The sequence below is a fragment of the Burkholderia sp. MS389 genome (genome assembly GCF_016899425.1).
Classification (GTDB): Bacteria; Pseudomonadota; Gammaproteobacteria; order Burkholderiales; family Burkholderiaceae; genus Burkholderia; species Burkholderia sola.
The window spans coordinates 1,935,940-1,958,446 of record NZ_CP045995.1; the positions used below are offsets into that span (position 1 = coordinate 1,935,940).

General features: G+C 68.5%; 19 protein-coding genes and 1 pseudogene. 7 read left to right on the forward strand and 13 right to left on the reverse strand.

The genetic code is table 11. The annotated features are described in order from the left end of the window. Nucleotides 1–29 precede the first annotated feature (29 nt). Nucleotides 30–767 carry a histidine utilization repressor gene (hutC, locus tag GJG85_RS25030; protein WP_050013407.1) on the forward strand — a complete coding sequence of 246 codons (738 nt, stop codon included), beginning with the start codon at nt 30–32 and terminating at the stop codon, nt 765–767. Nucleotides 768–849: 82 nt separating this feature from the next. On the opposite strand, the gene GJG85_RS25035 is transcribed toward hutC, so the two are convergent. Together GJG85_RS25035 and GJG85_RS25040 are read right to left on the reverse strand one after the other, a co-directional pair. Continuing rightward, nucleotides 850–1,698 carry a phytanoyl-CoA dioxygenase family protein gene (locus tag GJG85_RS25035; RefSeq protein ID WP_050013408.1) on the reverse strand — a complete coding sequence of 283 codons (849 nt, stop codon included), beginning with the start codon at nt 1,696–1,698 and terminating at the stop codon, nt 850–852. A gap of 31 nt (nt 1,699–1,729) precedes the next feature. Then, nucleotides 1,730–2,533 (reverse strand): ABC transporter substrate-binding protein, encoded by an 804-nt coding sequence (locus GJG85_RS25040; protein ID WP_050013409.1) that lies wholly within the window; start codon nt 2,531–2,533, stop codon nt 1,730–1,732. 520 nt (nt 2,534–3,053) lie between these two features. Between GJG85_RS25040 and GJG85_RS25045 the strand changes: the two genes are divergently transcribed. Then, nucleotides 3,054–3,389 (forward strand): nucleotidyl transferase AbiEii/AbiGii toxin family protein, encoded by a 336-nt coding sequence (locus tag GJG85_RS25045; protein WP_235356192.1) that lies wholly within the window; start codon nt 3,054–3,056, stop codon nt 3,387–3,389. Between the two features lie 170 nt (nt 3,390–3,559). After that, nucleotides 3,560–4,423 (forward strand): LysR family transcriptional regulator, encoded by an 864-nt coding sequence (locus GJG85_RS25050; RefSeq protein WP_089489904.1) that lies wholly within the window; start codon nt 3,560–3,562, stop codon nt 4,421–4,423. Nucleotides 4,424–4,479: 56 nt separating this feature from the next. Here GJG85_RS25050 and GJG85_RS25055 read toward each other — a convergent pair whose 3' ends face one another. From GJG85_RS25055 to GJG85_RS25065, 3 genes are read right to left on the reverse strand one after another with little or no spacing between them, the layout of a single operon-like run. Next, complete coding sequence (locus GJG85_RS25055; RefSeq protein WP_050013411.1) at nt 4,480–4,956, reverse strand: nuclear transport factor 2 family protein; 477 nt, start codon at nt 4,954–4,956, stop codon at nt 4,480–4,482. 54 nt (nt 4,957–5,010) lie between these two features. Continuing rightward, on the reverse strand, nt 5,011–6,195 hold the full coding sequence (locus GJG85_RS25060) for an amidohydrolase family protein (protein WP_050013412.1): 1,185 nt from the start codon (nt 6,193–6,195) through the stop codon (nt 5,011–5,013). Between the two features lie 49 nt (nt 6,196–6,244). Then, the gene (locus GJG85_RS25065; RefSeq protein WP_089489906.1) at nt 6,245–7,444 is read right to left on the reverse strand and encodes an amidohydrolase family protein; all 1,200 of its coding nucleotides are present in this window, start codon (nt 7,442–7,444) and stop codon (nt 6,245–6,247) included. Nucleotides 7,445–7,903: 459 nt separating this feature from the next. Here GJG85_RS25065 and GJG85_RS25070 point away from each other — a divergent pair, with 459 nt between their 5' ends. Both GJG85_RS25070 and GJG85_RS25075 read left to right on the forward strand, forming a co-directional pair. After that, a complete protein-coding gene (locus GJG85_RS25070) occupies nt 7,904–8,566 on the forward strand; it encodes a glycine zipper 2TM domain-containing protein (RefSeq protein ID WP_204383944.1) in 663 nt (220 codons plus the stop codon). A gap of 293 nt (nt 8,567–8,859) precedes the next feature. Continuing rightward, a complete protein-coding gene (locus GJG85_RS25075) occupies nt 8,860–9,369 on the forward strand; it encodes a GNAT family N-acetyltransferase (RefSeq protein WP_204384478.1) in 510 nt (169 codons plus the stop codon). Between the two features lie 65 nt (nt 9,370–9,434). Here GJG85_RS25075 and GJG85_RS25080 read toward each other — a convergent pair. Continuing rightward, nucleotides 9,435–9,620 (reverse strand): annotated as a pseudogene (locus GJG85_RS25080) (hypothetical protein); the annotation flags it as partial. A 434-nt stretch (nt 9,621–10,054) separates the two neighbouring features. Between GJG85_RS25080 and GJG85_RS25085 the strand changes: the two are divergent. Further along, nucleotides 10,055–11,416, forward strand: coding sequence for an aspartate aminotransferase family protein (locus GJG85_RS25085; RefSeq protein WP_204383945.1), 1,362 nt, complete (start codon nt 10,055–10,057; stop codon nt 11,414–11,416). Nucleotides 11,417–11,539: 123 nt separating this feature from the next. Here GJG85_RS25085 and GJG85_RS25090 read toward each other — a convergent pair whose 3' ends face one another. After that, nucleotides 11,540–12,724: a M20 aminoacylase family protein gene (locus GJG85_RS25090; protein WP_124631363.1), complete on the reverse strand. Its 1,185-nt coding sequence runs from the start codon at nt 12,722–12,724 to the stop codon at nt 11,540–11,542. 29 nt (nt 12,725–12,753) lie between these two features. Continuing rightward, nucleotides 12,754–13,986 (reverse strand): diaminopropionate ammonia-lyase, encoded by a 1,233-nt coding sequence (locus GJG85_RS25095; RefSeq protein WP_089489909.1) that lies wholly within the window; start codon nt 13,984–13,986, stop codon nt 12,754–12,756. Between the two features lie 176 nt (nt 13,987–14,162). Here GJG85_RS25095 and GJG85_RS25100 point away from each other — a divergent pair, with 176 nt between their 5' ends. After that, nucleotides 14,163–14,639, forward strand: a complete 477-nt coding sequence (locus GJG85_RS25100; protein WP_089489910.1) for an Lrp/AsnC family transcriptional regulator — start codon at nt 14,163–14,165, stop codon at nt 14,637–14,639. A 63-nt stretch (nt 14,640–14,702) separates the two neighbouring features. Here GJG85_RS25100 and GJG85_RS25105 read toward each other — a convergent pair whose 3' ends face one another. The 5 genes from GJG85_RS25105 to GJG85_RS25125 form a co-directional block, all read right to left on the reverse strand. Further along, nucleotides 14,703–16,427: a tannase/feruloyl esterase family alpha/beta hydrolase gene (locus tag GJG85_RS25105; RefSeq protein WP_089489911.1), complete on the reverse strand. Its 1,725-nt coding sequence runs from the start codon at nt 16,425–16,427 to the stop codon at nt 14,703–14,705. A 33-nt stretch (nt 16,428–16,460) separates the two neighbouring features. Then, a complete protein-coding gene (locus GJG85_RS25110) occupies nt 16,461–17,609 on the reverse strand; it encodes a porin (protein ID WP_204383946.1) in 1,149 nt (382 codons plus the stop codon). 66 nt (nt 17,610–17,675) lie between these two features. After that, the gene (mhpT, locus tag GJG85_RS25115; protein WP_050013421.1) at nt 17,676–18,881 is read right to left on the reverse strand and encodes a 3-(3-hydroxy-phenyl)propionate transporter MhpT; all 1,206 of its coding nucleotides are present in this window, start codon (nt 18,879–18,881) and stop codon (nt 17,676–17,678) included. A 211-nt stretch (nt 18,882–19,092) separates the two neighbouring features. After that, entirely contained in the window at nt 19,093–21,006 is a 1,914-nt protein-coding gene (locus GJG85_RS25120; RefSeq protein WP_204383947.1) for a feruloyl-CoA synthase, read from the reverse strand. Beyond that, complete coding sequence (locus GJG85_RS25125) at nt 21,003–22,451, reverse strand: aldehyde dehydrogenase (RefSeq protein WP_089489913.1); 1,449 nt, start codon at nt 22,449–22,451, stop codon at nt 21,003–21,005. Before GJG85_RS25125 ends, GJG85_RS25120 begins: the two co-directional genes overlap by 4 nt. Nucleotides 22,452–22,507: the final 56 nt, after the last annotated feature.

The window sequence follows — 22,507 nt, forward strand, 5'->3', positions numbered from 1 at the left end:
TCGTCACTTCTTCGCGCAAGGATCTTCCGATGGTCACCAAGGCCACCGCACCGTTCCAGCAGATCAAGACGCTCGTTCGCCAGCACGTCGAGTCCGGCGACTGGCGCCCCGGCGACCGCATCCCGTCCGAGCTCGATCTCGCCGCGCAGTTCGGCGTTGCGCGCATGACGGTCAACCGCGCGCTGCGCGAGCTGACCGAGGAAGGCGTGCTCAAGCGCATCGCGGGCGTCGGCACCTTCGTCGCCGAGGTGAAGCCGCAGTCGAACCTGCTGATGATCGCGCATATCCGCGACGAGATCCGCGCGCGCGGCCACGAGTACCGCTGCCGCGTGCTCAGCCAGTCGCGCGAGCCCGCGTCGTTCGACGTCGCGGCCGCGTTCGGCCTGCCGGTCAACACGCCGGTCTTTCACGTGGTGTGCGTGCACGAGGAGAACGGCCGCCCGATCCAGCTCGAGGATCGCTACGTGAACCCGGCCGCCGCGCCCGGCTTCATCGATCAGGATTTCCAGACCGAGCCGCCGTCCGAGTACCTGTACAACAACGTGTCGCACCACGAACTGGAAATCGAGCACGTCGTCGACGCGTCGCTACCGACCGGCGAGCAGGCGCAGCTGCTCGACATGCGCGCCGACGAGCCGTGCCTGACGCTCACGCGCCGCACGTGGACGGATGGGCTGCCCGTCACGTTCGTGCATTTCCTGCATCCGGGCAACCGCTACCGGCTCGGCTCGCGCTTCAAACCGGGCGCGGGACGCCACCCGACCTGATCCTTCGTCGCACGCGCCCAACGCACGACGGCCGTTTCGTCCCTGGAACCGCCGCCGGGTTCGTTACCTCGACGCGCCAGAGTCAGATCGCGCCGACCTGCCCCGCATCGCGCGACCACACGACCGGAAACAGCGGGTGATCGAGCGGCGCACCGTCCGGCAGTTGTTCCGCGAGCCCGGGGAAATGGGGCGACGTTTTCCAGCGGCGCGACGCGTGACGGATATCGTCGCCGACGAAGCGGATCGAAAACGCGCGCCGGCGGTTCTGCGTGCCGCCCGACGCATGCAGCGTCAGCATCCGGAAGCACACCATGTCACCCGGTTCGAGCGCCCAGCGACGGATCGGGAAGGCCGCGCGGTCGGCTTCGATGTCGGGCAGGTCGGCGAGGCTGCCTTCCGGAAACCACTTCGCCTCCTTGTCCATGAACGTGCGCGGCATCAGCCACGGCCCGCGATGCGAACCCGCGACGAATTCGAGCGTCGATTCGAGCGGCACCGGATCGACCGGAATCCACATGCTGACGTTGTCGTCGCCTTCGATGTCGTAGTACGGCTGGTCCTGGTGCCACGGCGTGCGCTGCCGCGTGCCGGGCTCCTTCACGAGCAGGTGGTCGTGATGCAGCCGCACGGTGTCCGTGCCCATCAGCGCGGCGGCGACCGACGGCGCCGGCGAGCGCACGATGAAGTCGCGATACGCGTCGTTGTGCTGCCAGTTGCAGAAATCCTCGAAGAACCAGCCCGGATCGTCGGGCCGGCTCGCGACCTTCGCGCGTTCGCTCGGCTGCGCGAGGTTCGCGTCGATGCCGGCCTGCAGCGCGGCCACTTCGTCCGGCGAAAAGATGCCCTTGATGCAGACCGCGCCTTCGTCGCGGAACGCGGCGATCAGTTCGGGCGTCACGGCTTGCGCGACGCGATCCTGGATACTCGTCATGGTGTGCCTGTCGGTTGGATGAGTCACGGGGTCACGGCGCCGAAGTCAGTTGCTGCTTTGCGCCGTAGATGTCGAAGTCGAAGTATTTCGCGGCGATCTTCTGGTACGTGCCGTTCGCACGGATCGCGACGATCGCGTCGTTCAGCCGCTTCTTCATGTCGCCGTCGCCCTTGCGTATGCCCATCGCCACGCCGTGTCCGGTAATCCGCGCGTCGGTCACGTCCGGGCCCGCGAACGCGTAACCCTTGCCGCGCGGCGTCTTCAGGAACGAGTAGCCGGCCTGGGTCTTGTCCTGGAACGTCGCATCGAGCCGGCCGTTCACCAGATCCTGATACACCTGGTCCTGATTCTGGTACGACACGATCGTCACGCCCTTGGTCGCCCATTCGGCCTTCGCGTACGCCTCCTGCGTCGTGCCCTGGTCGATCCCGACGCGCTTGCCGGCGAGCGACGCGGCATTCGGCAGCAGCTTCGAGCCGACCGGCGCGACGAGCGCGCCCGGCGACGCATACAGCTTGTTCGAGAAGTCGATCTGCTTGAGCCGCTCGTCGGTGGCCGTCATCGCGGACATGATCACGTCGAACTTGCGTGCACGCAGCGCCGGGATCATCCCGTCGAAGCTCTGTTCGACCCACACGCACTTCGCATGCAGTTGCTCGCAGATCGCGTTGCGCAGGTCGATGTCGAAGCCGGCCAGCGAGCCGTCGGGCTGCTTCGCCTCGAACGGCGGATACGTGGGGTCGATGCCCCAGCGGATCGTCGACGCGTCCTGCGCGAACGATACGAGCGGTGCGAACGCCAGCGCGGTGACGAGGAGCTTTGCGGTGCGGTTCATGGCATGTCCTTGAAGGTCTCGACGCGGCGGGCGACGCCGGCGTTCGGTTTGGGGCGATGCGACGGGGTGCCGGCGCGGGGCGCGAAAGACGAGGGACTTCGGTGAAACTGCCATGCAGTCTAGACCGCTTGATTTTTGAGCACAAGCAGGGAAATGCGGGAGGGCGGCGGATTAATAAAAGATCGAAGCCGGGGAGGCGGGTGACGCTCCATTGAGAGATTTTCCGGGAAATTTCGGATGTTTACCCTGCGCGATCCGCACCTGACCCAGAATGCGTTTTCCGGACACCGGCCACCACCGCGACGTGTTTCCCGCGGTTCCGTCGAATCTACTGGCAACGTGCCCTATACTGCGATGGAATTTTTCAACGTGAATCCCCACATCAGCGATGCCGCGTCCGACATCACGCCGAATGATGAGGAACACGCCGGGTTCGTGAAGCTGATGCTGCCCGACGGCGAAATCGACTTCGTGGGTCTCCCGGAATCTGACGTCTCCCGGCTACGACGAACGGACGCTGATGGATCGTGTCGTCAAGGTCGAGACTTCCGCGGAAATCGTCGCCAAGAAAATGCGGCACCGCGGCGATCGTCCGACTGCGCGGGACCTGTTCGATCTGTGCCTGGTCATCGAGCGGGAGCCGGAAAGCTTGATGGAAGCCGGTGCGTTCCTCGTTCGGCATCGCGACACGTTTCTGCGTCTGCTCAACGAGCATCGCGCCTTCGTACAACCGCGGTTCGACGACATCCGGACACTCGGCTACACGCCGTCGTTCGACTATTGCGTTGAACTCGCCGACGCATTCCTGCGAAAACTCCCCGGCGGCACGCCTGAACCCAAATCGCGCCGCCGCTGATCCCTACCGCGCCCGCGAACGTCATCCACAGGAAGTCGTCAAGCACCTCACAACCCCGCAAAACACCCGCCCAACTCGGGCGAAACCGCGATTGCCCGCGCTGCCCTGCCATGTTAAAAGTCGTCGCACGCATTTGAAAATGCAATGCCCGAATCCCTAGAAGTGCATAAATGAATAGACCCCTGTTCGACATCGACCTGCTGCGTGCGCTGGTGATGGTCGCCGACTGCGGCAGTTTCACGACGGCGTCCGCGCGCCTGCATTCGACGCAGTCGACGGTCAGCCAGAAGGTGCGCCGACTCGAGGAAATCGCCGGCCACCGCCTGCTCGACCGCGGCGCGCGCGACGTGCGGGCGACCGATGCGGGCGTGACGGTGCTCAGTTATGCGCGACGCATGCTCGCGCTGAACGACGAGATGCTGGAGGCGCTGTCGGGCGCGACGGTCGCGCTGACGATCCGGCTCGGCGTGCCCGACGATTTCGCGGCGGGCCGCACGACGCACGCGCTCGCGGCGTTCAAGCGCGAGCATCCGCAGGTGAAGCTCGAAGTGACGTGCGGGCTGAGTCGCGACATCAGCGCCGCGTACGATCGCGGCGAACTCGACCTCGTGCTGATCAAGCAGCGGCGCGACAGCCGCGAGGCCGTCGTGCGCTGGCCGGAGAAGCTACGCTGGATCGACAGCGCGAAGCATCCGTCGATCGATCTCGACCCGGTGCCGATCGTCGTGTTCCCGCCGCGCGGACTCTACCGCGACGACATGATCAAGGCGATCGAGGAGCGCGGCCGCCGCTGGCGGATCAGCTTCACGACGTCGAGCCTGAGCGGCATCCAGGCGGCGGTCGCGGACGGGCTCGGCATCAGCGTACTGCCCGCGCGCGTGGTGACGGACGAGCATGTGGTGCTGACCGCGAAGCAGGGCTTCGCGCCGATCGAGCATATGGACATCGCGATCCTGCATCGGCCGACGGCCGACCCGATGGTCCGCGCGCTGACGAAGACGCTCGCGGCGATGCTGGAACTCGAAGGGCGGTAGGCGAAGCGGATTTCGAACGGGAGCGGCGCGCAGGGGGGCGCCGCGCGCCACACGTGTCAGAACATCGTGTTGCCGTTCGCCGCCTGCTCGGGCACCGGCTGGTTGACGTCCCAGTGTTCGACGATCTTGCCGTGCTCGAGCCGGAAGATATCCATGATCGCGCTGCCGCGCGTGCCCGGTTCGCGCACCGCGTGCACGTGCAGGATCACGTAGTCGCCGTCGACGAACGAACGTTTGATCTCACTGTGCGACTGCGGATATTTGTCGCGCAGGAACGCGACGAACTTGCGGAAACCGTCACGCCCGTCGGCCGCGTTCGGGTTGTGCTGCACGTAGCGATCGCCGACATACGCGAGCGCGGCGTCCGCATCCTTCTCGTTCAAGCCTTTCTCATAGAACGCGAGCACCGTGCGCCGGTTGGCTTCCTGCTGCGCGTCGTCGGCCGAGCCGGTCGCCACCGCATGCGCGGCGCTCACGGCGAACAGGGCCGCCGCCATCCATCGTGCGGCCCGTGCCGCGGTCGTGCGTCGCATCGTCGTCTCCCGACATCCGGTTGAAAACCGGATCATACCGGGGCGACGCGGCGCTCAGACCAGCGCACCATGACGCGCGACGATCTTCCCGGACGATACGACGAGACGCCGCACCGGCCGCGCGACGACGGCCTCCGCGAACGTCAGCGCATCGACGAGCACGACGTCCGCGCGGCTGCCCGGCTGCAGCCCGTAATCCGCGAAACCGCAGCCGCGCGCCGCGCCGTGCGTCACGCAGTCGAGCGCGACTTCGAGCGCATCGTCTCGGCGGAAATCGTTGCGCATGCCGATCAGCATCGCGCGTTCGAGCATGTCGGGCGAACCGTAGGGCGTCCACGTGTCGCGCACGCCGTCGTTGCCGCCGATCACGGTCACGCCCGCCGCGCGGCACGCGGCTACCGGCGGCACCGGCACCGCGGCCGGCGCGGTCGTGACGATTCCAACGCCGAGCTCGGCCATCCGCGCGAGCAGCGCATCGCGCTCGCGTTCGACGAGATCGCCCAGACAGAAACCATGACTGATCGTGACCTTGCCGTGCATGCCGTGCGTCGCGGTGCGCTGCAGGATCAGGTCGAGCGAGTACGCGCCCATCGACCCGCGCTCGTGCAGATGGATGTCGAGTCCGCGGCCGTGGCGTTCGGCGATCGCGAACAGCACGTCCACCGCCTCGACCGGATCGCCTTCGATCGCGCACGGATCGAGCCCGCCGAGCAGGTTGGCGCCCGCGTCGAGCGCGTCGGACAGCAGCGCATCGGTGCCCGGCCGCTTGAGCACGCCCGACTGCGGAAACGCGACGATCTGGATCTCGACCTGCCCGCGCAGCGTTTCTCGCGTCGCGAGGACGCCGTGCAGATGGCGCAGCCCGGCTTCGGTATCGACGTCGACGTGCGTGCGGATGCGCGTCGTGCCGGCCGCGAGGAACGCGCGCGCCAGCGCGAGCGACGCGGCGCCCGCGTCATGCCCGCTCGTCGCGCGATAGCGGCGTTCGTTCTCGATACGGTCGACGAGACGCGGCCCGACCGCGTTGCGATACCACGGCATCCCCCAATGGGTCTTGTCGAGGTGCGTGTGGCCTTCGACGAGGCCGGGCAGCGCCAACGCGAGCGCGCCGTCCTCGATCGCACAGCCGGCGGGCGCGTCGAGCGACGGGCCGACGCGCGCGATGCGATCGCCTTCGATCAGGATATCGAGCGCGGCGTCGGCGTTCGTGCGGACATTGCGGATCAGCAGGTTCGTCATGTCGGTTCCGGTCGGGTCGGTCGGTGCAAGGTGCCGCGGGTCGGGCGGATCAGCGCGTGAAGCGCAGCGACGGCGCGAGCGGTGCGCCCTGATCGCTTTCGCCGCGGCGGAATACCCAGCGTTCGGCCGGCACGCCCGCGACGGCCGCTGCCGCGTTCGGCGCACGCACCGCGACGAAGCTCGCGTCGCAGCCGACCGCGATTCCGTAGTGCTCCTTGCCGATCACGCGCGCGCCGGCGTGCGTCGCCATGTCGAGTGCGATGCCGAGCGCTTCGTCGGTGTAGAAGCCCGACCGGTAGCCGATCATCATCGCGCGCTGCAACATGTCGCCGTTGCCGTACGGCCACCACGCGTCGCGGATGTTGTCGTTGCCCGCGAACACGTGCACGCCCGCGTCGCGCAGCCGTTGCACCGGCGGGAACGCGCAGTCGCCCGGTGCATTCGTCAGGATCGATACGCCGGCGTCGGCCAGCACCGCAGCGGTGCGCTGCACGTCGTCGGCGCTCACCTGGCCGAGCGCGTACGCATGGCTCACGTTCACGCGTCCGCCGAGCCCGGCCGCGCGCGTGCGCGCCGCGATCCGCAGCAATTGCGCGATGCCCGTTTCGCCCGGCTCGTGCAGGTGGATGTCGATTTTCGCGCCGCGCTTCTCGGCGATGCCGAACACGATGTCGAGCTGGCCGTCCGCATCGCCGTCGAGCGTCGTCGGGTCGATTCCGCCGACCACGTCCGCGCCTTCGCGCACCGCCGCATCGAGGATCTCGGCGGTGCCCGGGCACGTGATCACGCCGGCCTGCGGAAACGCGACCAGTTCGATGTCGACGATCCCGCGCCACTGTTCTCGCGCGGCCATCACGGCGTGCAGGTTCGACAGCCCCGTCGTCGCATCGACGTCGACGTGGCTGCGCATCGCGATCGTGCCTAACGCGGCGGCCTGCGCGATCAGCGCGTTCGCGCGCTCGACGATCGGCGGCGCGGCCGCGAGCTGGCGCTTCTCGACCGCGAGCCGCTCGCGCAGCGAGCCGACCGGCTCATGCGGCACCCAGCGATCGCCGACGAAGCTCTTGTCGAGATGGATGTGGCCGTCGACGAAACCGGGCAGCACGACGCGGCCGTCGAGGTCGATCGTCTGCGCGCCGGGCGCGGCGGTGCAATCGGCGCCGATCGCGGCGAAGCGGCCGTCGCGGACGACGAGATTGACGGGTTGGCCGCTGGCGTCGCGGGCGTTGATGAAGAATCGTTCGGTCATGGCTTCGATTGGGGCGGTCGCGGCGCGACACCGACGCGGACAGGGGAGGAAACGCGGCCGGCGCGGCGCGACCGTTGGCAGGGAATCCGGCCACGATATCGGACGCCGCTGCGCGAGGCCAATTAAAAGTCGCGATGCCGCGCATTCGATTTCCCGATGTGCGGCGCGCAGCGCCGGCGGACCGAACGCGGAGACGGGTTTCGTTGGCCGTGGAAGCGGCTGGAATGTCGGCGGCCGCGCGGGGGTGCAGCGCCCGCACGCGTGCGCCGGGGAACCGCGTCGCGCCGTTGCCGGCCGCCCCTTCGACGCCCACCCCACCGGCGATTTACGCGGCAACAGACTTTACACGTTGTTACCCGGCCGCACCGGACGCGCATCCGGCCATTCCTTATACTCACGCCGAGTTCGCCACCCTGACGGGAATCCATCGGCGGACACGTTGCCGATGCAGGAAACATCATGATGCGCATGCCTTCCACGAAGACCGTTCTGTTCGCCTCGCTCGTCGCCGTGGCGGCGCTTCCGCTCACCGCGTGCGTCGCGCCGGGCTACTACGGCGCGCAGCCGGGCTATCCGCAGCAACAGCAATACGCGACGCCCGGCTATGCGCAGCCCGCATATTCGCAGCCGGGCTACGTGCAGCAGCAACCGGCGTATCCGAACCAGGCGCCGCAACCGTACGATCAATACGGCAACCCGTCGCAATACGGCTCGCAGCCGTATGACCAGTACGGCAACCCGCAACAGCAATACGCGACCCCGTACGGCAACGGCTACGGCACGCAGTACGGCACCGTGTCGAACATCCAGCCGGTCAACGGCTCGGTCGCTCCGTCGGGCATCGCCGGCACCGTCGTCGGTGCGCTGGTCGGCGGGCTGGTGGGCAACCAGTTCGGCCGCGGTCACGGCCGCGATGCGGCGACCGTGATCGGCGCGCTCGGCGGCGCGGTGGCCGGCAACCAGATCGGCCAGCAGATGGGCGCCGCGCAAGGCCCGAGCAGCTACCGGATCGACGTGCAGGTCAGCGACGGCTCGATGCGCTCGTTCGACGTGCAGTCGCCGGGCAACCTGCGTCCGGGCGACCGCGTACAGATCAACGGCAATCAACTGTCGCGCTATTGATTCCCGTGGCGTGCGCGTGAGTTGATCGCGCGCACGTCGCCTGTTCGACGTCGTGCGCCAGACCGGCGCGACCGCGCATGCGCTTGACGCGCACCCTCCTTGATCGCGGTACGACACGCCATCATCACTGTCTTCTCCGTTCACGATCGCGCCCGCCGCCCCTGCGACGCACCGCGCATCGCCACGCGGCATCCGGATTCCTATTAGGATCAGGACGATGCATCCCCGCGACCGCCGCAGCGGCGCGCCGGCATGCACACCCCTCAACCGGAATGCCGCCGATGACGATCACGATGACAATCACGATCCGCCTGCTTGACGCCGCCGACGCGGCGCAGTTCCATACCGTCCGCCTGCGTGCGGTCGACACTGCCCCGACGTCTTTCCTGCCGACGCTCGACGAAGAGTCGCAGGTGCCGGTCGACGAATTCGCGAAACGCCTCACGCCGACGCAAGCACAGGCCGTGTTCGGCGCGTTCGACGGCGGCACGCTCGTCGGCATCACCGGCGTACGCCGCGATGCGCGCACGAAGATCGCGCACAAGGCGACGATCTGGGGCGTGTACGTCGACGCCGCGTATCGCGGGCAACGCGTCGCGCAGGCGCTGCTCGACCGCGCGACCGCGCATGCGGCGAACGCGTGGGGATGCAGCCAGCTGATGCTGTGCGTGAACGAAGTCAACCACGCCGCGGAGCGGCTGTATGCGTCGCAGGGATTCGTGCGGTTCGGCACGGAGCCGCGCTCGATGTGCGTCGACGGCCGCTTCTACGACGAGCACTACATGGTGAAGACGCTGGCGTAGCGTATTCGTGTTCGCGTGCAGGTACCGATCGGCCGCACGCGAACGTCGTGGCGTGTCACCTCATCTCACCGCTTGTCGGTGATCGTCGTGTTGACGACCTGCCCGGCGATCGTCACGTTCGTCAGCGTCATCGCGCTCACGTTGAACGCATAGATCGGCCCCGGCGACGTGACCGTCACGTTCTGCACGACCGGTGCTCGCGTGCACATCGCGTCGCTCATCAGTTGGTCGTCGCAGCCGAGCGTGACGATGAAGGTGCGGCACGTTACCCGCTTCGATGCGGGTGATCGGAGAGAAAGATGAACGACGACGATGGGCGCCATGGGCGCGCCTTCCGGGGAAGGGTATCGATGCGCTGGGCAACAGTTCGCATTTATACGTCGTCATACCATATCGCGCAGTCGACGCACGCTTCGCACGGATCATGCATCCGTCGCTTATCCAGCTTTTACGCACACATCCGTCTGTATGTGTGCACACACTCACATTTCACCGCCTTCGCTTAGAGATAAGTTGTCGTATGTTTATGCGCAAAAACTTCAATTAAATCGTCTCGGCCGACCTATCCGCCAAAGCGATTTCCCTGCTCGCCAACCGCCGCCGACCCGTCTCGGTAATTCCGCCTCTGTTCAGTTCCCCGCTGCCCGCGCTATCGTTTCCCCTATCCCCCAGCCAGGAGCTGCCTTTGCCTACCCGCCACGGAGTCGACCTCATCCGCGCCCGCGCGCTGTTCGATCGCGAGCGCCGCGCGTTCACCGAAGCCATGCCGGTCTCCCGCGCACTCTCCGCGGAAGCGTCCGAGCACTTGCTGTTCGGCGTGCCGTTGCACTGGATGCAGGACTGGTCGACCCCGTTCTCGCTATACGTGAAGGAAGCACGCGGCGCGACGTTCATCGACGTCGACGATCATCGCTACGTCGACTTCTGCCTCGGCGATACGGGCGCGATGTTCGGCCATGCGCCCGAACCGGTCGCCCGCGCGCTCGTCGAGCAGGCCACGCGCGGCTATACGACGATGCTGCCGAGCGAGGACGCCGCCTGGGTGTCGCGCGAACTCGCGCGCCGCTTCCAGCTGCCGGTCTGGCAATTCGCGCTGAGCGCGAGCGACGCGAACCGCTTCGTGCTGCGCTGGGCGCGCGCGGCCACCGGCCGCAACACGATCGTCGTGTTCAACGGCTGCTATCACGGTACCGTCGACGACGTGTTCGTCGATCTCGTCGACGGCCGCCCGGTGCAGCGCGACAGTCTGCTCGGGCAGTCGTACGACCTGCTCGCGAACACGCGCGTCGTCGAATTCAACGATCTGGACGCGCTCGAAGCGGCGCTGAAGGACGGCGACGTCGCGTGCGTGCTCGCCGAGCCCGCGATGACGAACATCGGTATGGTGCTGCCCGACCCCGGCTTCTGGGAGGCCGCGCGCGAACTGACGCGCCGCCACGGCACGTTGCTGGTGATCGACGAGACGCACACGATCAGCAGCGGGCCCGGCGGCTACGCGGTCGCGCACGGCCTCGAACCGGACATGCTGGTGGTCGGCAAGCCGATCGCGGGCGGCGTGCCGTGCGCGGTGTACGGCTTCAGCGCCGAATTCGCGGAACGCGCGAAAGCGGCGAAGCTGAATGCGCCGCCCGGCCATTCGGGGATCGGCACGACGCTCACCGCGAACATGCTCGCGATGCATGCGATGCGCGCGACGCTTGCCGAAGTCGCGACCGACGCCGCGTATGCGTACATGTTCGCACTCGCCGCACGGCTCGCGGCTGGGCTCGACCAGGCGATCGCAAAACGCCGGCTGCCGTGGTGCGTGACGCGCATCGGCGCGCGCACCGAGTTTCAGTTCGCGCCCGTGCCGCCGCGCAACGGCACGCTGGCCGGCGCGCAACTCGACAGCGAACTCGAGCACATCGTGCACCTGTACCTGCTGAATCGCGGCGTGCTGATCACGCCGTTCCACAACATGATGCTCGTGTGCCCGCAAACGACGGCCGACGATGTCGATACGCTCGTCGCACAGTTCGATGCGTGCCTGGGTGAACTGGCCGGTTGATCGAATGCGACGACGGACGATCCTCGACGCGCCGGCAAACCGGTGCGCTCGAGCATCGATGCGTCGTCAATGACGAAGGTACGCCGCACGCGCGGCGAACCGAATACGCAGCGACCGCCTCCGCTACACCGCCTTCAACGCGCGTCGCGCCACTTCCGCGAAATAGCGCGCGCCGGTCGGCAAGATCTCGTCGTTGAAATCGTACGTCGCGTTGTGCAGCGGCACGCCGCCCTGCCCGGCCACTTCGCCGTTGCCGATGAACACGAAATTGCCCGGCACCGCCTGCAGGAACGCGCCGAAATCCTCCGAGATCATCATCGGCTGCACGTCGGCGTTCACCGCATCGGCGCCCGCGACGTGCGCGGCGGCCTGCGCGGCCGTGTCGACCCATTCCGGCGAATTCACCGTCGGCGCGAACTCGTGCGTGTACTCGAACGTGCAGGCCGCACCGTGCGTACGGCAGATCCCTTCGCTGATCTCGCGCATCCGCGCCTCCAGCAGCGCCTGCACGTCGCGCGAATAGCTGCGCGTGTCGCCCTTGATCGTCACCGTCGACGGCAGCACGTTGCGCAGCCCGTCGGTGATGAATTCCGTGCACGAGATCACCGCCTGCTGGCCCGGGTCGAGATTGCGCGACACGATCGTCTGCAGCGCGAGCACGATCTGCGCGCCGATCACGATCGGATCGATGCCCATGTGCGGCCGCGCCGCATGCGTGCCGCGCCCGTCGATCCGGATCACGAAATTGTCTTCGCTCGCCATGATGCCGCCCGCACGCGTCGCGAACGTGCCCGCGCGCATGCCGGGCATGTTGTGCGCACCGAAGATCGCGTCGACCGGAAAGCGCTCGAACAGCCCGTCGGCCATCATCGCCTTCGCGCCGCGGCCGTGCTCTTCCGCCGGCTGGAAAATGAAGCGCACCGTGCCGTCGAAATCCTTGCGCTCGGCCAGCAGTTGCGCGGCGCCGAGCACCATCGACATGTGGCCGTCGTGCCCGCACGCATGCATCTTGCCGGGCGTGCGCGACACGTGTTCGCGGCCCGGCGCGTGCTCGACGATGTTCAGCGCGTCCATGTCCGCGCGAATGCCGATCGTGCGCTGGCCCGTGCCGACCGTCAGGTTCGCGACGAGCCCCGTGCCGCCGATGCCGCGATGCACGTCGAGCCCGAGCGTCGTCAGGATCCGCGCGACGTAGTCCGACGTGTTCACCTCTTCGAATCCGGTTTCCGGGTGCTGGTGCAGATACCTGCGCCAGGTCTTCAGTCGGCCCTGCAGCGTGCTTTCTGCCGTTGCGTCGATTGCATCCATTGCGTTCGCCTCGTCGGTGGTCATGTCGTTCAGGCCGCCACCGCCGCGCGGCTCAGCCAGTCGCGCTGGCGCGCGAGCACCGTATCGGCCGTCTCGCCGACGCAGTTCCGGTACACGGACGGCGCGGTCGCCCCTTCCGTGTTGATCGCCAGCACGCGCGCGTTCGCGTCGAGCCCGACCTGCCGCGCGCGCGCCGGGTCGCGCATCAACACGGCCAGCCCCGCCACACCGGCCGCGCCCGATTCGCCGGCGACGAGCGGCACGTCGCGTTCGCTGCCGGCCGCGAGGCCACGCATCGCCTGCACCGCATCCGCGTCGTCGATCAGCATGAAGTGGTCGATGCACATCTCGAGAAAATCCCATGCGAGCGGCGACGCCTCGCCGCACGCGAGCCCGGCCATCACCGAATCGACGCTGCCGCTCGCCTTCGTCGCGCGGCCGGCCAGCGCGCTCTGGTACAGGCAGTCGGCCTGGCGCGGCTCGACGACGACAAAGCGCGGCCGCTGCACGCCGTCACGCTCCCACAGGTAACTCGCGACGCCCGCGGCGAGGCCGCCCACGCCGCCTTGCAGGAACACGTGCGTGAACGGCCGGCCGTCTTCCTCCGCGGCCTGCGCGGCCGCTTCGGCGGCGATCACGCCGTAGCCCTGCATCACGTCGCGCGGAATCGCTTCGTAGCCGTCGTACGACGTATCCGACACGACGTACCAGCCGTTCGCCTGCGCGAGCTGCGCCGCGCAGACGACCGATTCGTCATAGTTCCCCGCGATGCGCACGATCCGCGCGCCGTACGCGGAGATCGCGCGTTCGCGCTCGGCGTCGACGTGCGCGTGCAGCACGATCACGCAGCCGCAGCCGATCGCACGCGCGGCGGCAGCCAGCGCGCGGCCGTGATTGCCGTCGGTCGCGCTGATCACCGTCAGGTCGGCCAGTGCCGACGCGTAGCGGCCGGTGACGAGCCCTTGCGGATCGAGTGCCTGCGTGCGGCGCAGCCGCTTCACGAGCCGCACCAGCGCGATCGGCGCGCCGAGTGCCTTGAAGCTGCCGAGCGGCGAACGGCACGACTCGTCCTTCACGCTGACGCTCGCGACGCCGAGCCGCGCGGCGAGATCGGGCAGCGCGCGCAGCGGCGTGCGTGCATTGCCGACGAGCGGCCAGTGCGCGAGCCATGCGCCGCTTTCGTCGGCCGACGCGATGTTCATCACGCGGCGCAGCGCGTTCGGGTAGGCGGTGCGCGACGCGCGCGGGTTGGCGATCAGCATGGCGAAAGGCTCCGGAGCGGGACCGCTGGGGGTCCGTCGGGTGAGTCGGATCGGGCAGCGCGGGTTGCGCGCGCCGTCGGTTTGAAAAATAATATTGCGCGGTCGGGTGAATGAAATCGCCAAATCGACCGCCCGGACGCAAAAATTTCTCATTCTTCGAGGTTGCACGCGCCATCATGACGATCCCTCTCGATGCGTTCGATCGCAAGCTGCTGATGGAAGTCCAGCGCGACGCGCAGACGCCGCAGGCCGAGCTCGGCGCGCGCGTCAACCTGTCGACCGCTGCCGTGAACCGACGGCTGCGGCGTCTCGCGGAAGCGGGCGTGATCGAGCGTTATACGGCCATCGTCGCGCCGGACAAGGTCGATCATCCGCTGACGATCGTCGTGAACGTCGAGGTCGAGAGCGAGCAGATCGACCAGCTCGACGCGATGAAACGCGCGTTCGAGCGCTGCCCGCAGATCCAGCAGTGCTACTACGTGACGGGAGAATGGGATTTCGTGCTGATCCTCGCGGTGCGCAACATGGATCAGTACAACGCGCTCACGCGCGAGCTGTTCTTCGCGAACAACAACGTGAAGCGGTTCAAGACGCTGGTCAGCATGAGCCGCGTGAAGGTCGGGCTCGACGTGCCGGTCGACGCCGGCGAGTGAATGCGGCGATGAAGCGGCCGGCGCGTGACAGCGTGCGCCGGCCGCTTCCCATCGACGGCTACGTCAGCGACAACTGAAGCTCGCCGCCGAGTTCAAGTCGCCCGAACCGTTGTAGCGCGCAACCTGCGGATACGGGCACAGCGGCCGCGTACGCCCCGCGCCCCACGACGCGGGCACGTCCGCGTTCGGCACCGCGTTCGTCGTGTCGCGCGCAGCAGCCACGACCGCCGCGGGCGCCTGCCCCTGTTCGACCCACGCGACGAGCGGCGTCAGCATGTCGAACTGGTCGGCGGCCGGCCCGCCGGAGCAGTGGTTCATCCCCGGCACCGGATAGAAGCGTGCGAAGCTCGACGCATCGCCTCCGTTCGCCTGCGCGACCTGCGCGTACCAGTCGCGCGTGTCGTTGAACGAGAACACCGGGTCGCCCGTGCCGTGATAGACGAGCAGCTTCGCGCCGCGCGACTTCAGCGCGGCGAGGTTCGTCTCGTCGGGCGGCGTCATGAACGACCATGACGATTGCGTATAAGTGCCGTTCGTCGCGAAGATTGCCGGCGCATCGTGGTCCATGTCGAAGCCGAGCGCGAAGCCGGCGAGGTTCGCGAGCACCGCGGCGGTTTTCGGCGGCGTCATGAACGTGAACGCCATCGCGGCCGGGTCGAGCATGATCGAGTTCGACTGCTTCCATGCAGCCCAGCCAGGGCCCGACAGGCCCGGATCGTACGGAAAGCTCGCGTACAGCGCCGTGCCCGCGCTGTTGCGCGCCCCGGCGAACACGTTCTCCAGCGCGGTTTTCTGCGCAGGCGTCAGGCACGACCCGGTGCGCGTGCCATTCGCGCAGGTGGGAACATCGGCATCGACGCTGAAGTGCGCCTGGCACGCGGCGACGTCCTGCACCATCCCGTCGGCCGCGCCGTCGAGCGCGTCGCATTTTTCGAGAATCTTCGCGCCGACGAACTGGCGTTCCGCATCGTTGAAACCGCTGCGGATATCCGGCAACCCGTTCGTTCCCGTGGCCGATGCGATCTTCGCGAACTGCTGCGCGCCGTACATCTCGCCGATCGCCGCCTTCGGCAGATGGAAGCCCGGATCGCCCGCGATGATGCCGTCGTAGTCGGCCGGATTGCGCACCGCCGTGACCATCGCGTGACGGCCGCCGTTCGAGCAGCCGCCGAAATAGCTGCGATCGGGCGCCTTGCCGTACGCGAGCCGGATCACCTGCTTCGCCATCGGCGTCAGCGCGTCGACGGCGCCGTAGCCGTAGTCGATCCGCGCCTGCGGATCGAGGCCGAACAGCGGATTCTGCGCGGCGCTGTGCCCGGAATCCGAGCTGATCACCGCGAAACCCTGGTTCAGCGCGTTGGTCAGCGGCCCGCCGCCGCCGATCTCGCCGGTCGCGGTCACGACGTTGCCGTCGAGCCCGCCGTTCGCCTGGTAAAAGAAGCGGCCGTTCCATGCTTTCGGCAAGCGCATCTCGAAGCCGATCGCATAGGTCTTGCCGTCCACCGCGCTCACGCGCTCGTTCATTTTCCCGGCGATCACGCAGTGCTCGGCGACCGGCTTGCCGGCCACCGTCAGCGCGCCGGCCGCCGCGGTCGTCACCGACGTGAACGACGTGTTCGCATACGCGAGCTTCGCGGCGAGCGCGTCGCAGGTCTGCGCCATCGCGGCCGGCGTCGCGGCGCTCAGGTGTGTGGGCGGCGCGCTGATCGAATCGTCGCCGCCGCAACCGGCGAGCAGGGCGGCGGCGGACAGCGGCGCAATACAGAGGAATGCAGATTTCCTGTTCAAGATAACTCCCATTCGGTTCGTCACGCCGCTGAATCAGAACATGTGCCGCACGCCGACCATCGCGCCGAGCTGCCCCATCCCTGCGCCGGGCGTCGTGCCGGGCCCGCCGCCGCTGACCGAGTAGCGCGCGTGCGCGCTGTTCCACAGATACGACGATTGCGCATAGACGGCCGTGCGCTTGGTCAGCAGATAAGTCGCGCGCAGCGTGGCCATCGTCGCGCGCGTGTCGTGCGCGCTGTTGACGATCCGGTAGCCTTCGCCGTCGACGATGAAATCGGGCTTCACCGCATACGACGCGCCGACGAAGAACAGGTCCGAATGCGCGCCGGGCGCGGCCGGCGAACCGGTCGACACGCGCCGCCCGATCCAGCCCGCGCCGATCTTCGCGCCGGCCGCCTGCGCATACGCGCTCACGTGCGTACGCGCATCCTTGCCGCCGCTGCTCGTGAACGGGACGGGCGCCACGCCGTCGAAGAAGTTGGCGGCCGCGCCGGTGCCGCCGCGCTGTTCCTCGTACGATGCCGCCGCACCGAAGTACGCGCTGTCGTACTTGAGCATCACCGACCAGTTGCGGCACTGCACTGCGTCGCCCGGCACCTGCCCCGCGCACGTGCCCTGCCCCGGCGAGTTGCCGGTGCCCGCGCCGTCGCGGCCGAACGAATACGCGGCGCCGAACGTCACGCCGCGATACGCGCCGACGTAGGTCACCGCGTTGTCGGCGCGGCCGTTCGGCACGTACGCGTCGAACGAGCCGAGCCCGTAGATGTCGGGGCCGATGATGTCCGCGCCCTGCAGCGCGAGATAGGTCATCGTGTACTGACGGCCGAACGCGAGCGTACCGAAGCCGCTCTTCAGCCCGACGAAGGCCTGGCGCCCGAACAGCCGGCCGCCCTGGCCGAGATCGCCGCCGCGTACGTTGAAGCCGCTTTCGAGCGTGAACACCGCCTGGTAGCCGCCGCCGAGATCCTCGGTGCCGCGCAGCCCCCAGCGCGACGGCAGCTCGCCCGTCACGCCCGGCATCCGCACGACGTGGTCGCCGGCCGCGTTCGCGTGCGACACGAACTCGACGCCCGTGTCGATGATCCCGTACAGCGTCACGCTCGACTGCGCGTGCGCGCCCGGCGCGGCAAGCGCGCAGCATGCGCCGGCGGCCAGCAGGCCGTTCCTTGTCTTCATCTTCATTTCGTTGCGTCTCCAGACCGTGTTGAATTGCGCGCTCTGACGGCGCGCCTTGAAAAAAACGAAACGTCAGTCGTCGGCTTGCGGGCGACGAATCAGCACGAATGCAGCGAAGGCCGCGACGAGCGTGACGGGGATGCTCGCGCCGATCACGACCGGCGCGCTGCGGCCCGCGGCCAGCAGCGTCGCGGCCGCGAGCGGCCCGACGACGGAGCCGAGCCGGCCGACGGCCACCGCCGCGCCGACGCCGGTGCCGCGCATCGCGGTCGGGTAGTAGATCGCCGCGAGCGCATACAGCACCGACTGCCCGCCGACGACGAACATCCCCGCCGCGAACGCGGCCGCCGCGAGCGACGCGAAACCGGGCGCGGCCGCGAGCGCGGCGAGCGACAGCACGATCCCGACATACATGCCGCCGACCACGCGCGACGCGCGCATCCGGTCGAGCGCCGCGCCGATGCCGAGCGCGCCGAGCCCCGCGCCGACGTTGAACGCGATCTGCACGAGGCCGACGTGTGCGCGATCGAGCCCGCGCGAAGCCATCAGCGACGGCAGCCAGTTCAGCAGGAAGTAGAGGACGATCAGCGTGCAGAAGTAGCTGACCCACAGCGCGACCGTCGACGTCGTGCGGCCGTCGCCGAACAGCGTCTTCCCGACGCTCGTGCGTGATGCCTGCGTGCCCGCGACGTCGAGATACGCGCGCGATTCCGGCAGGCACCACACGAGCAGCGGCACGAGCAGCAGCGGGCCCACGCCGCCGACGTAGAAAATGTGCCGCCATTCGGTGTCGCCCGCGAGCAGCACGCCGATCACCGACGCGATCACGCCGCCGAACGGGATCCCGCAGTACATCGTCGCGACCGCGCTGCTGCGCGAGCGCGGCTCGACCGCTTCGGACGACAGCGCGATCAGGTTCGGCATCGCGCCGCCGAGGCCGATGCCGGTCAGCACGCGCACGACGACGAGCATCGCGAACGTCGATACCTGCGCCGTCGCGATCGACAGCAGCCCGAACAGCACGACCGATGCGATCAGCACACGCTTGCGGCCGATCCGGTCGGCGAGCCGCCCGCCGAGCATCGCGCCCGGCAGCAGCCCGAAGGTGCCCGCGCTGAACGCGATGCCCATCTGCGACACGGACAGCCCGAATTCGCGCGCCATGCGCGGCGCGGCGACACCGACCGACTGCAGGTCGAGCCCTTCGAGGAGAGCGATCGCGAAACACAGCGCGAGCGTGGTCGCGACCGTGGATTTTTCGGCAACGTAAGTGTTCATGTCTCCATTCCCATGTCTTTGTAGTCGGTCGGCCCTGCAACGGCCGCCGCGCGCCGCCGCCGGCCAGTGGCGGTTCGGCGCGCGAGGTGTCGTATGAACGGCCGCCTTTATCAGGCAACCTGATTCACTGGCCGAAAAAATGCCTGCCGGTGTCGTGGCCGGCCGGTCGTTGTGCGTGCTGCTTACCGCTGCAACTGCCCGTGCGTGCTGCTTACGCGTAAATCACGTCGGGATCGCGTCGCGCCGGGTCGTACAGCGCGTCGATCGTCGCCGCGCGATGCTTCTGCACGGCCGCCTGGTTCAGCGAACCCTTGTCGGTCACCTCGCCGAGATCGAGCGACGGCGGCGTGTCGATCAGCCGGATCCGCGCGACGAACGTCGACCCGCCGCTCGCGTTGCGGTTCAGCGCGGCGAGCCACGTCGCGAACGCCGCGCGCACGGCCGGCGCGCGCAGCACGTCGGTCACGGGCGCATCGGCCGGGAGCCCTGCCAGCGCACGGCAGGCATCGACGCGCGGGAACACCAGCAAGCCGATGTCGTCGCGATTGATCCCGGTGACGACCACGTCCTGCACGTACGGCGCGCCGGTCGACACTGCATTCGCGCGCAACGGCCCGACGCTGACGAACGTGCCGCTGCTCAGCTTGAAGTCCTCGGTGAGCCGCCCGTCGAACAGCAGCCCGAGTTCCGGTCGCTGCGGATCGGCAAAGACGCCCGCGTCGCCGCTGCGGTAGTAGCCTTCTTCGTCGAACACGTCGCGCGGATCGACGTCCGCATGCCAGTAGCCGCGCATCACGTTCGGCCCCTTGAAGCGCAGTTCGTGCTTGCCGCCGCACGGCACGAGCTTCGCGTCGCAGCCGGGCGCGGGCAGCCCGATATAGCCGGCGCGCATCAGCGGTCCCGTCGTGAACAGGCACGAAGGCGACGCCTCCGTCATCCCGAGGCCGGCCATGATCCGGATGCGCTCGCCGCAATGCGCTTCGGTCACGCGGTCGAGCCGGTCCCATGCGGCCTGCGACAGCCCCGCGCCGCCGAAGAAATACAGCTTCACGCGCGAGAAGAACGTGTCGCGCAGCTCGGCATCGCGTTCGAGCGCGGCGGTCAGCTCTTCCCAGCCCTTCGGCACGTTGAAGTAGATCGTCGGCGCGATCTCGCGCAGGTTGCGCACGGTTTCGTCGAAGCGGCCGGGCATCGGGCGGCCGTCGTCGATATACAGCGTGCCGCCGTTGTACAGCGCGATGCCGAGGTTGTGACTGCCGCCGAACGTGTGATTCCACGGCAGCCAGTCGACCAGCACCGGCGGCTCGCGCGTGAGTTCCGGCATCGTCTGCCGCAGCATCTGCTGGTTGCTGCACAGCATCCGGTGCGTGGTCGGCACCGCCTTCGGCTGCTTCGTCGAACCGGACGTGAACAGGATCTTCGCGAGATGGTCGGGGCCGACCGCCGCGTGGATCGCATCGATCGTGCGCGGAACGGTGGCGAGCAGGCGCGACAGCGGCACTGTGCGGCTCGCGACATCGGTTTGCGCATCGGCGTCGCGGGCCACGATCAGCGTTGCATCGGCCGGCAACGTCGCATCGAGCGCACGCGCGAACGGCGCACGTTCGGCGACGAACACCGCGCCCGGCCGCAGCACGCCGAGCGTGTGACGCAACTTGCCGTAGTCGGTCGACACCAGCGAATACGCGGGCGAGATCGGCGAATACGGCACGCCGGCCAGCATCGCCGCGAACATCATCTGCAAATGCTCGAGATCGTTGCCGGACAGCACCGCGAGCGGACGCTCGGCCGACAGCCCGAGATCGACGAGACCCTGGCCGAGCACGCGCGCGCGTTCGAGCATCTGCGCGTACGTGATCTCGATCCAGCGGCCATCGGCGCCACGCCGCGCGGCCAGCACGCGGTCGGGATGCGCGTGCGCGCCGCGCACGAGGCAGTCGGTGATGCGCGTCGGGTAATCGCCGAGCGGCTCGCGCGAGCGCAGGTACCAGGTACCGTCGTCGGCGCGGCGAATCTCGGCCGCGCCGACCGCGACGGCGGCCGCGCGGTAGCGCACGGCGTCGGCGTCGGCGTGTTGGCCGACCTGAAGCGGCGCCTTCTCTGCATTCATCGTCGGCTCGCTCATATCGGGTAGTGGCGCGGCGCGGTCTGCACGGTGATCCAGCGCAGCTCGGTGAATTCGGCGATCGACGCGCGGCTGCCGAAGCGGCCGTAGCCGCTCGCCTTCGTGCCGCCGAACGGCATCTGCGCTTCGTCGTGCACGGTCGGCCCGTTGACGTGGCAGATCCCCGATTCGATCCGGCGCGCGACCGCCATCGCACGTGCGATATCGCGGCTGAACACGCTCGCCGACAGCCCGAATTCGCTGTCGTTCGCGAGCGCCACCGCTTCGTCGTCGCTGTCCGCACGCAGGATCGCGACGACCGGTGCAAAGGACTCCTCGCGATAGAGCCGCATGTCGCGCGTCACGCCGTCGACGATCGCCGGCTGCATCGTCGCGCCTTCCACACGGCAGCCGAGCGGCAGTTGCGCGCCAAGCGCACGCGCATCCTCGACCAGCGACGCCGCGCGCGCGGCAGCCGACGCATCGACCATCGTGCCGAGCGGATGGCCGGCCAGCGGATCGCCCGCGACCAGCGTGCGCGCCTTCGCGGCGAGCCGCTCGACGAGGGCGTCGGCGATCGGCCGTGCGGCGATCACGCGCTCGGTCGACATGCAGATCTGCCCCTGGTTGAAGAATGCGCCGAACGCGATCGCGTCGACGGCCGCATCGAGATCGGCATCGTCGAGCACGAGCACCGGCGCCTTGCCGCCGAGTTCGAGCAGCACGGGTTTCAGGTGCGCGGCCGCGTGGCGCGCGATGATGCGGCCGACGTGCGTCGACCCGGTGAAGTTGATCCGCTTCACCTGCGGATGCGCGATCATCCGCTCGACGAGCTCAGGCGCATCGGCCGCCGCGTGCGTGATCACGTTGACCACGCCCGCGCCGAGCCCTGCCTCGTCCAGCACCGCACCGATCAGCGCATGCACGCCGGGGCACGCCTCGGACGCCTTCAGCACGACCGTGTTGCCGCAGGCGAGCGGCATCGCCAGCGCCCGCGTGCCGAGGATCACCGGCGCGTTCCACGGCGCGATGCCGAGCACCACGCCGCACGGCACGCGCATCGCGAGCGCGAGGTTGCCCGGTACGTCGGACGGGATCACGTCGCCGGCGATCTGCGTCGTCATCGACGCGGCCTCGCGCAGCATGTTCGCCGCGAGCGTCGCGTTGAAGCCGAGCCAGCCGGGCGTCGCGCCGGTTTCGGCGACGCCGGTCGCGATGATCTCGTCGATGCGCGCGTCCATCAGGTCGGCCGCCTTCAGCAGCCGGCGGCGCCGTTCGGTCGGCGCGAGTGCCGCCCACGCGGGGAACGCGCGATGCGCGGCGTCGATCGCCGCGTCGGCGTCGGCCACGCCGGCCGCCGGCGCGCGCGATGCGAGCGCGCCCGTCGCGGGGTTGAAGCGGTCGAAGGTGCGGCCGTCGCGGGCGTTGCACCACTCGCCGCCGATCAGCATCCGTCTGTCGGTCATGTCGTCTCCTGCCTTGCCTGTCTCTTGCGATTACGCCGGCGGGGAAGCCGGCGGCT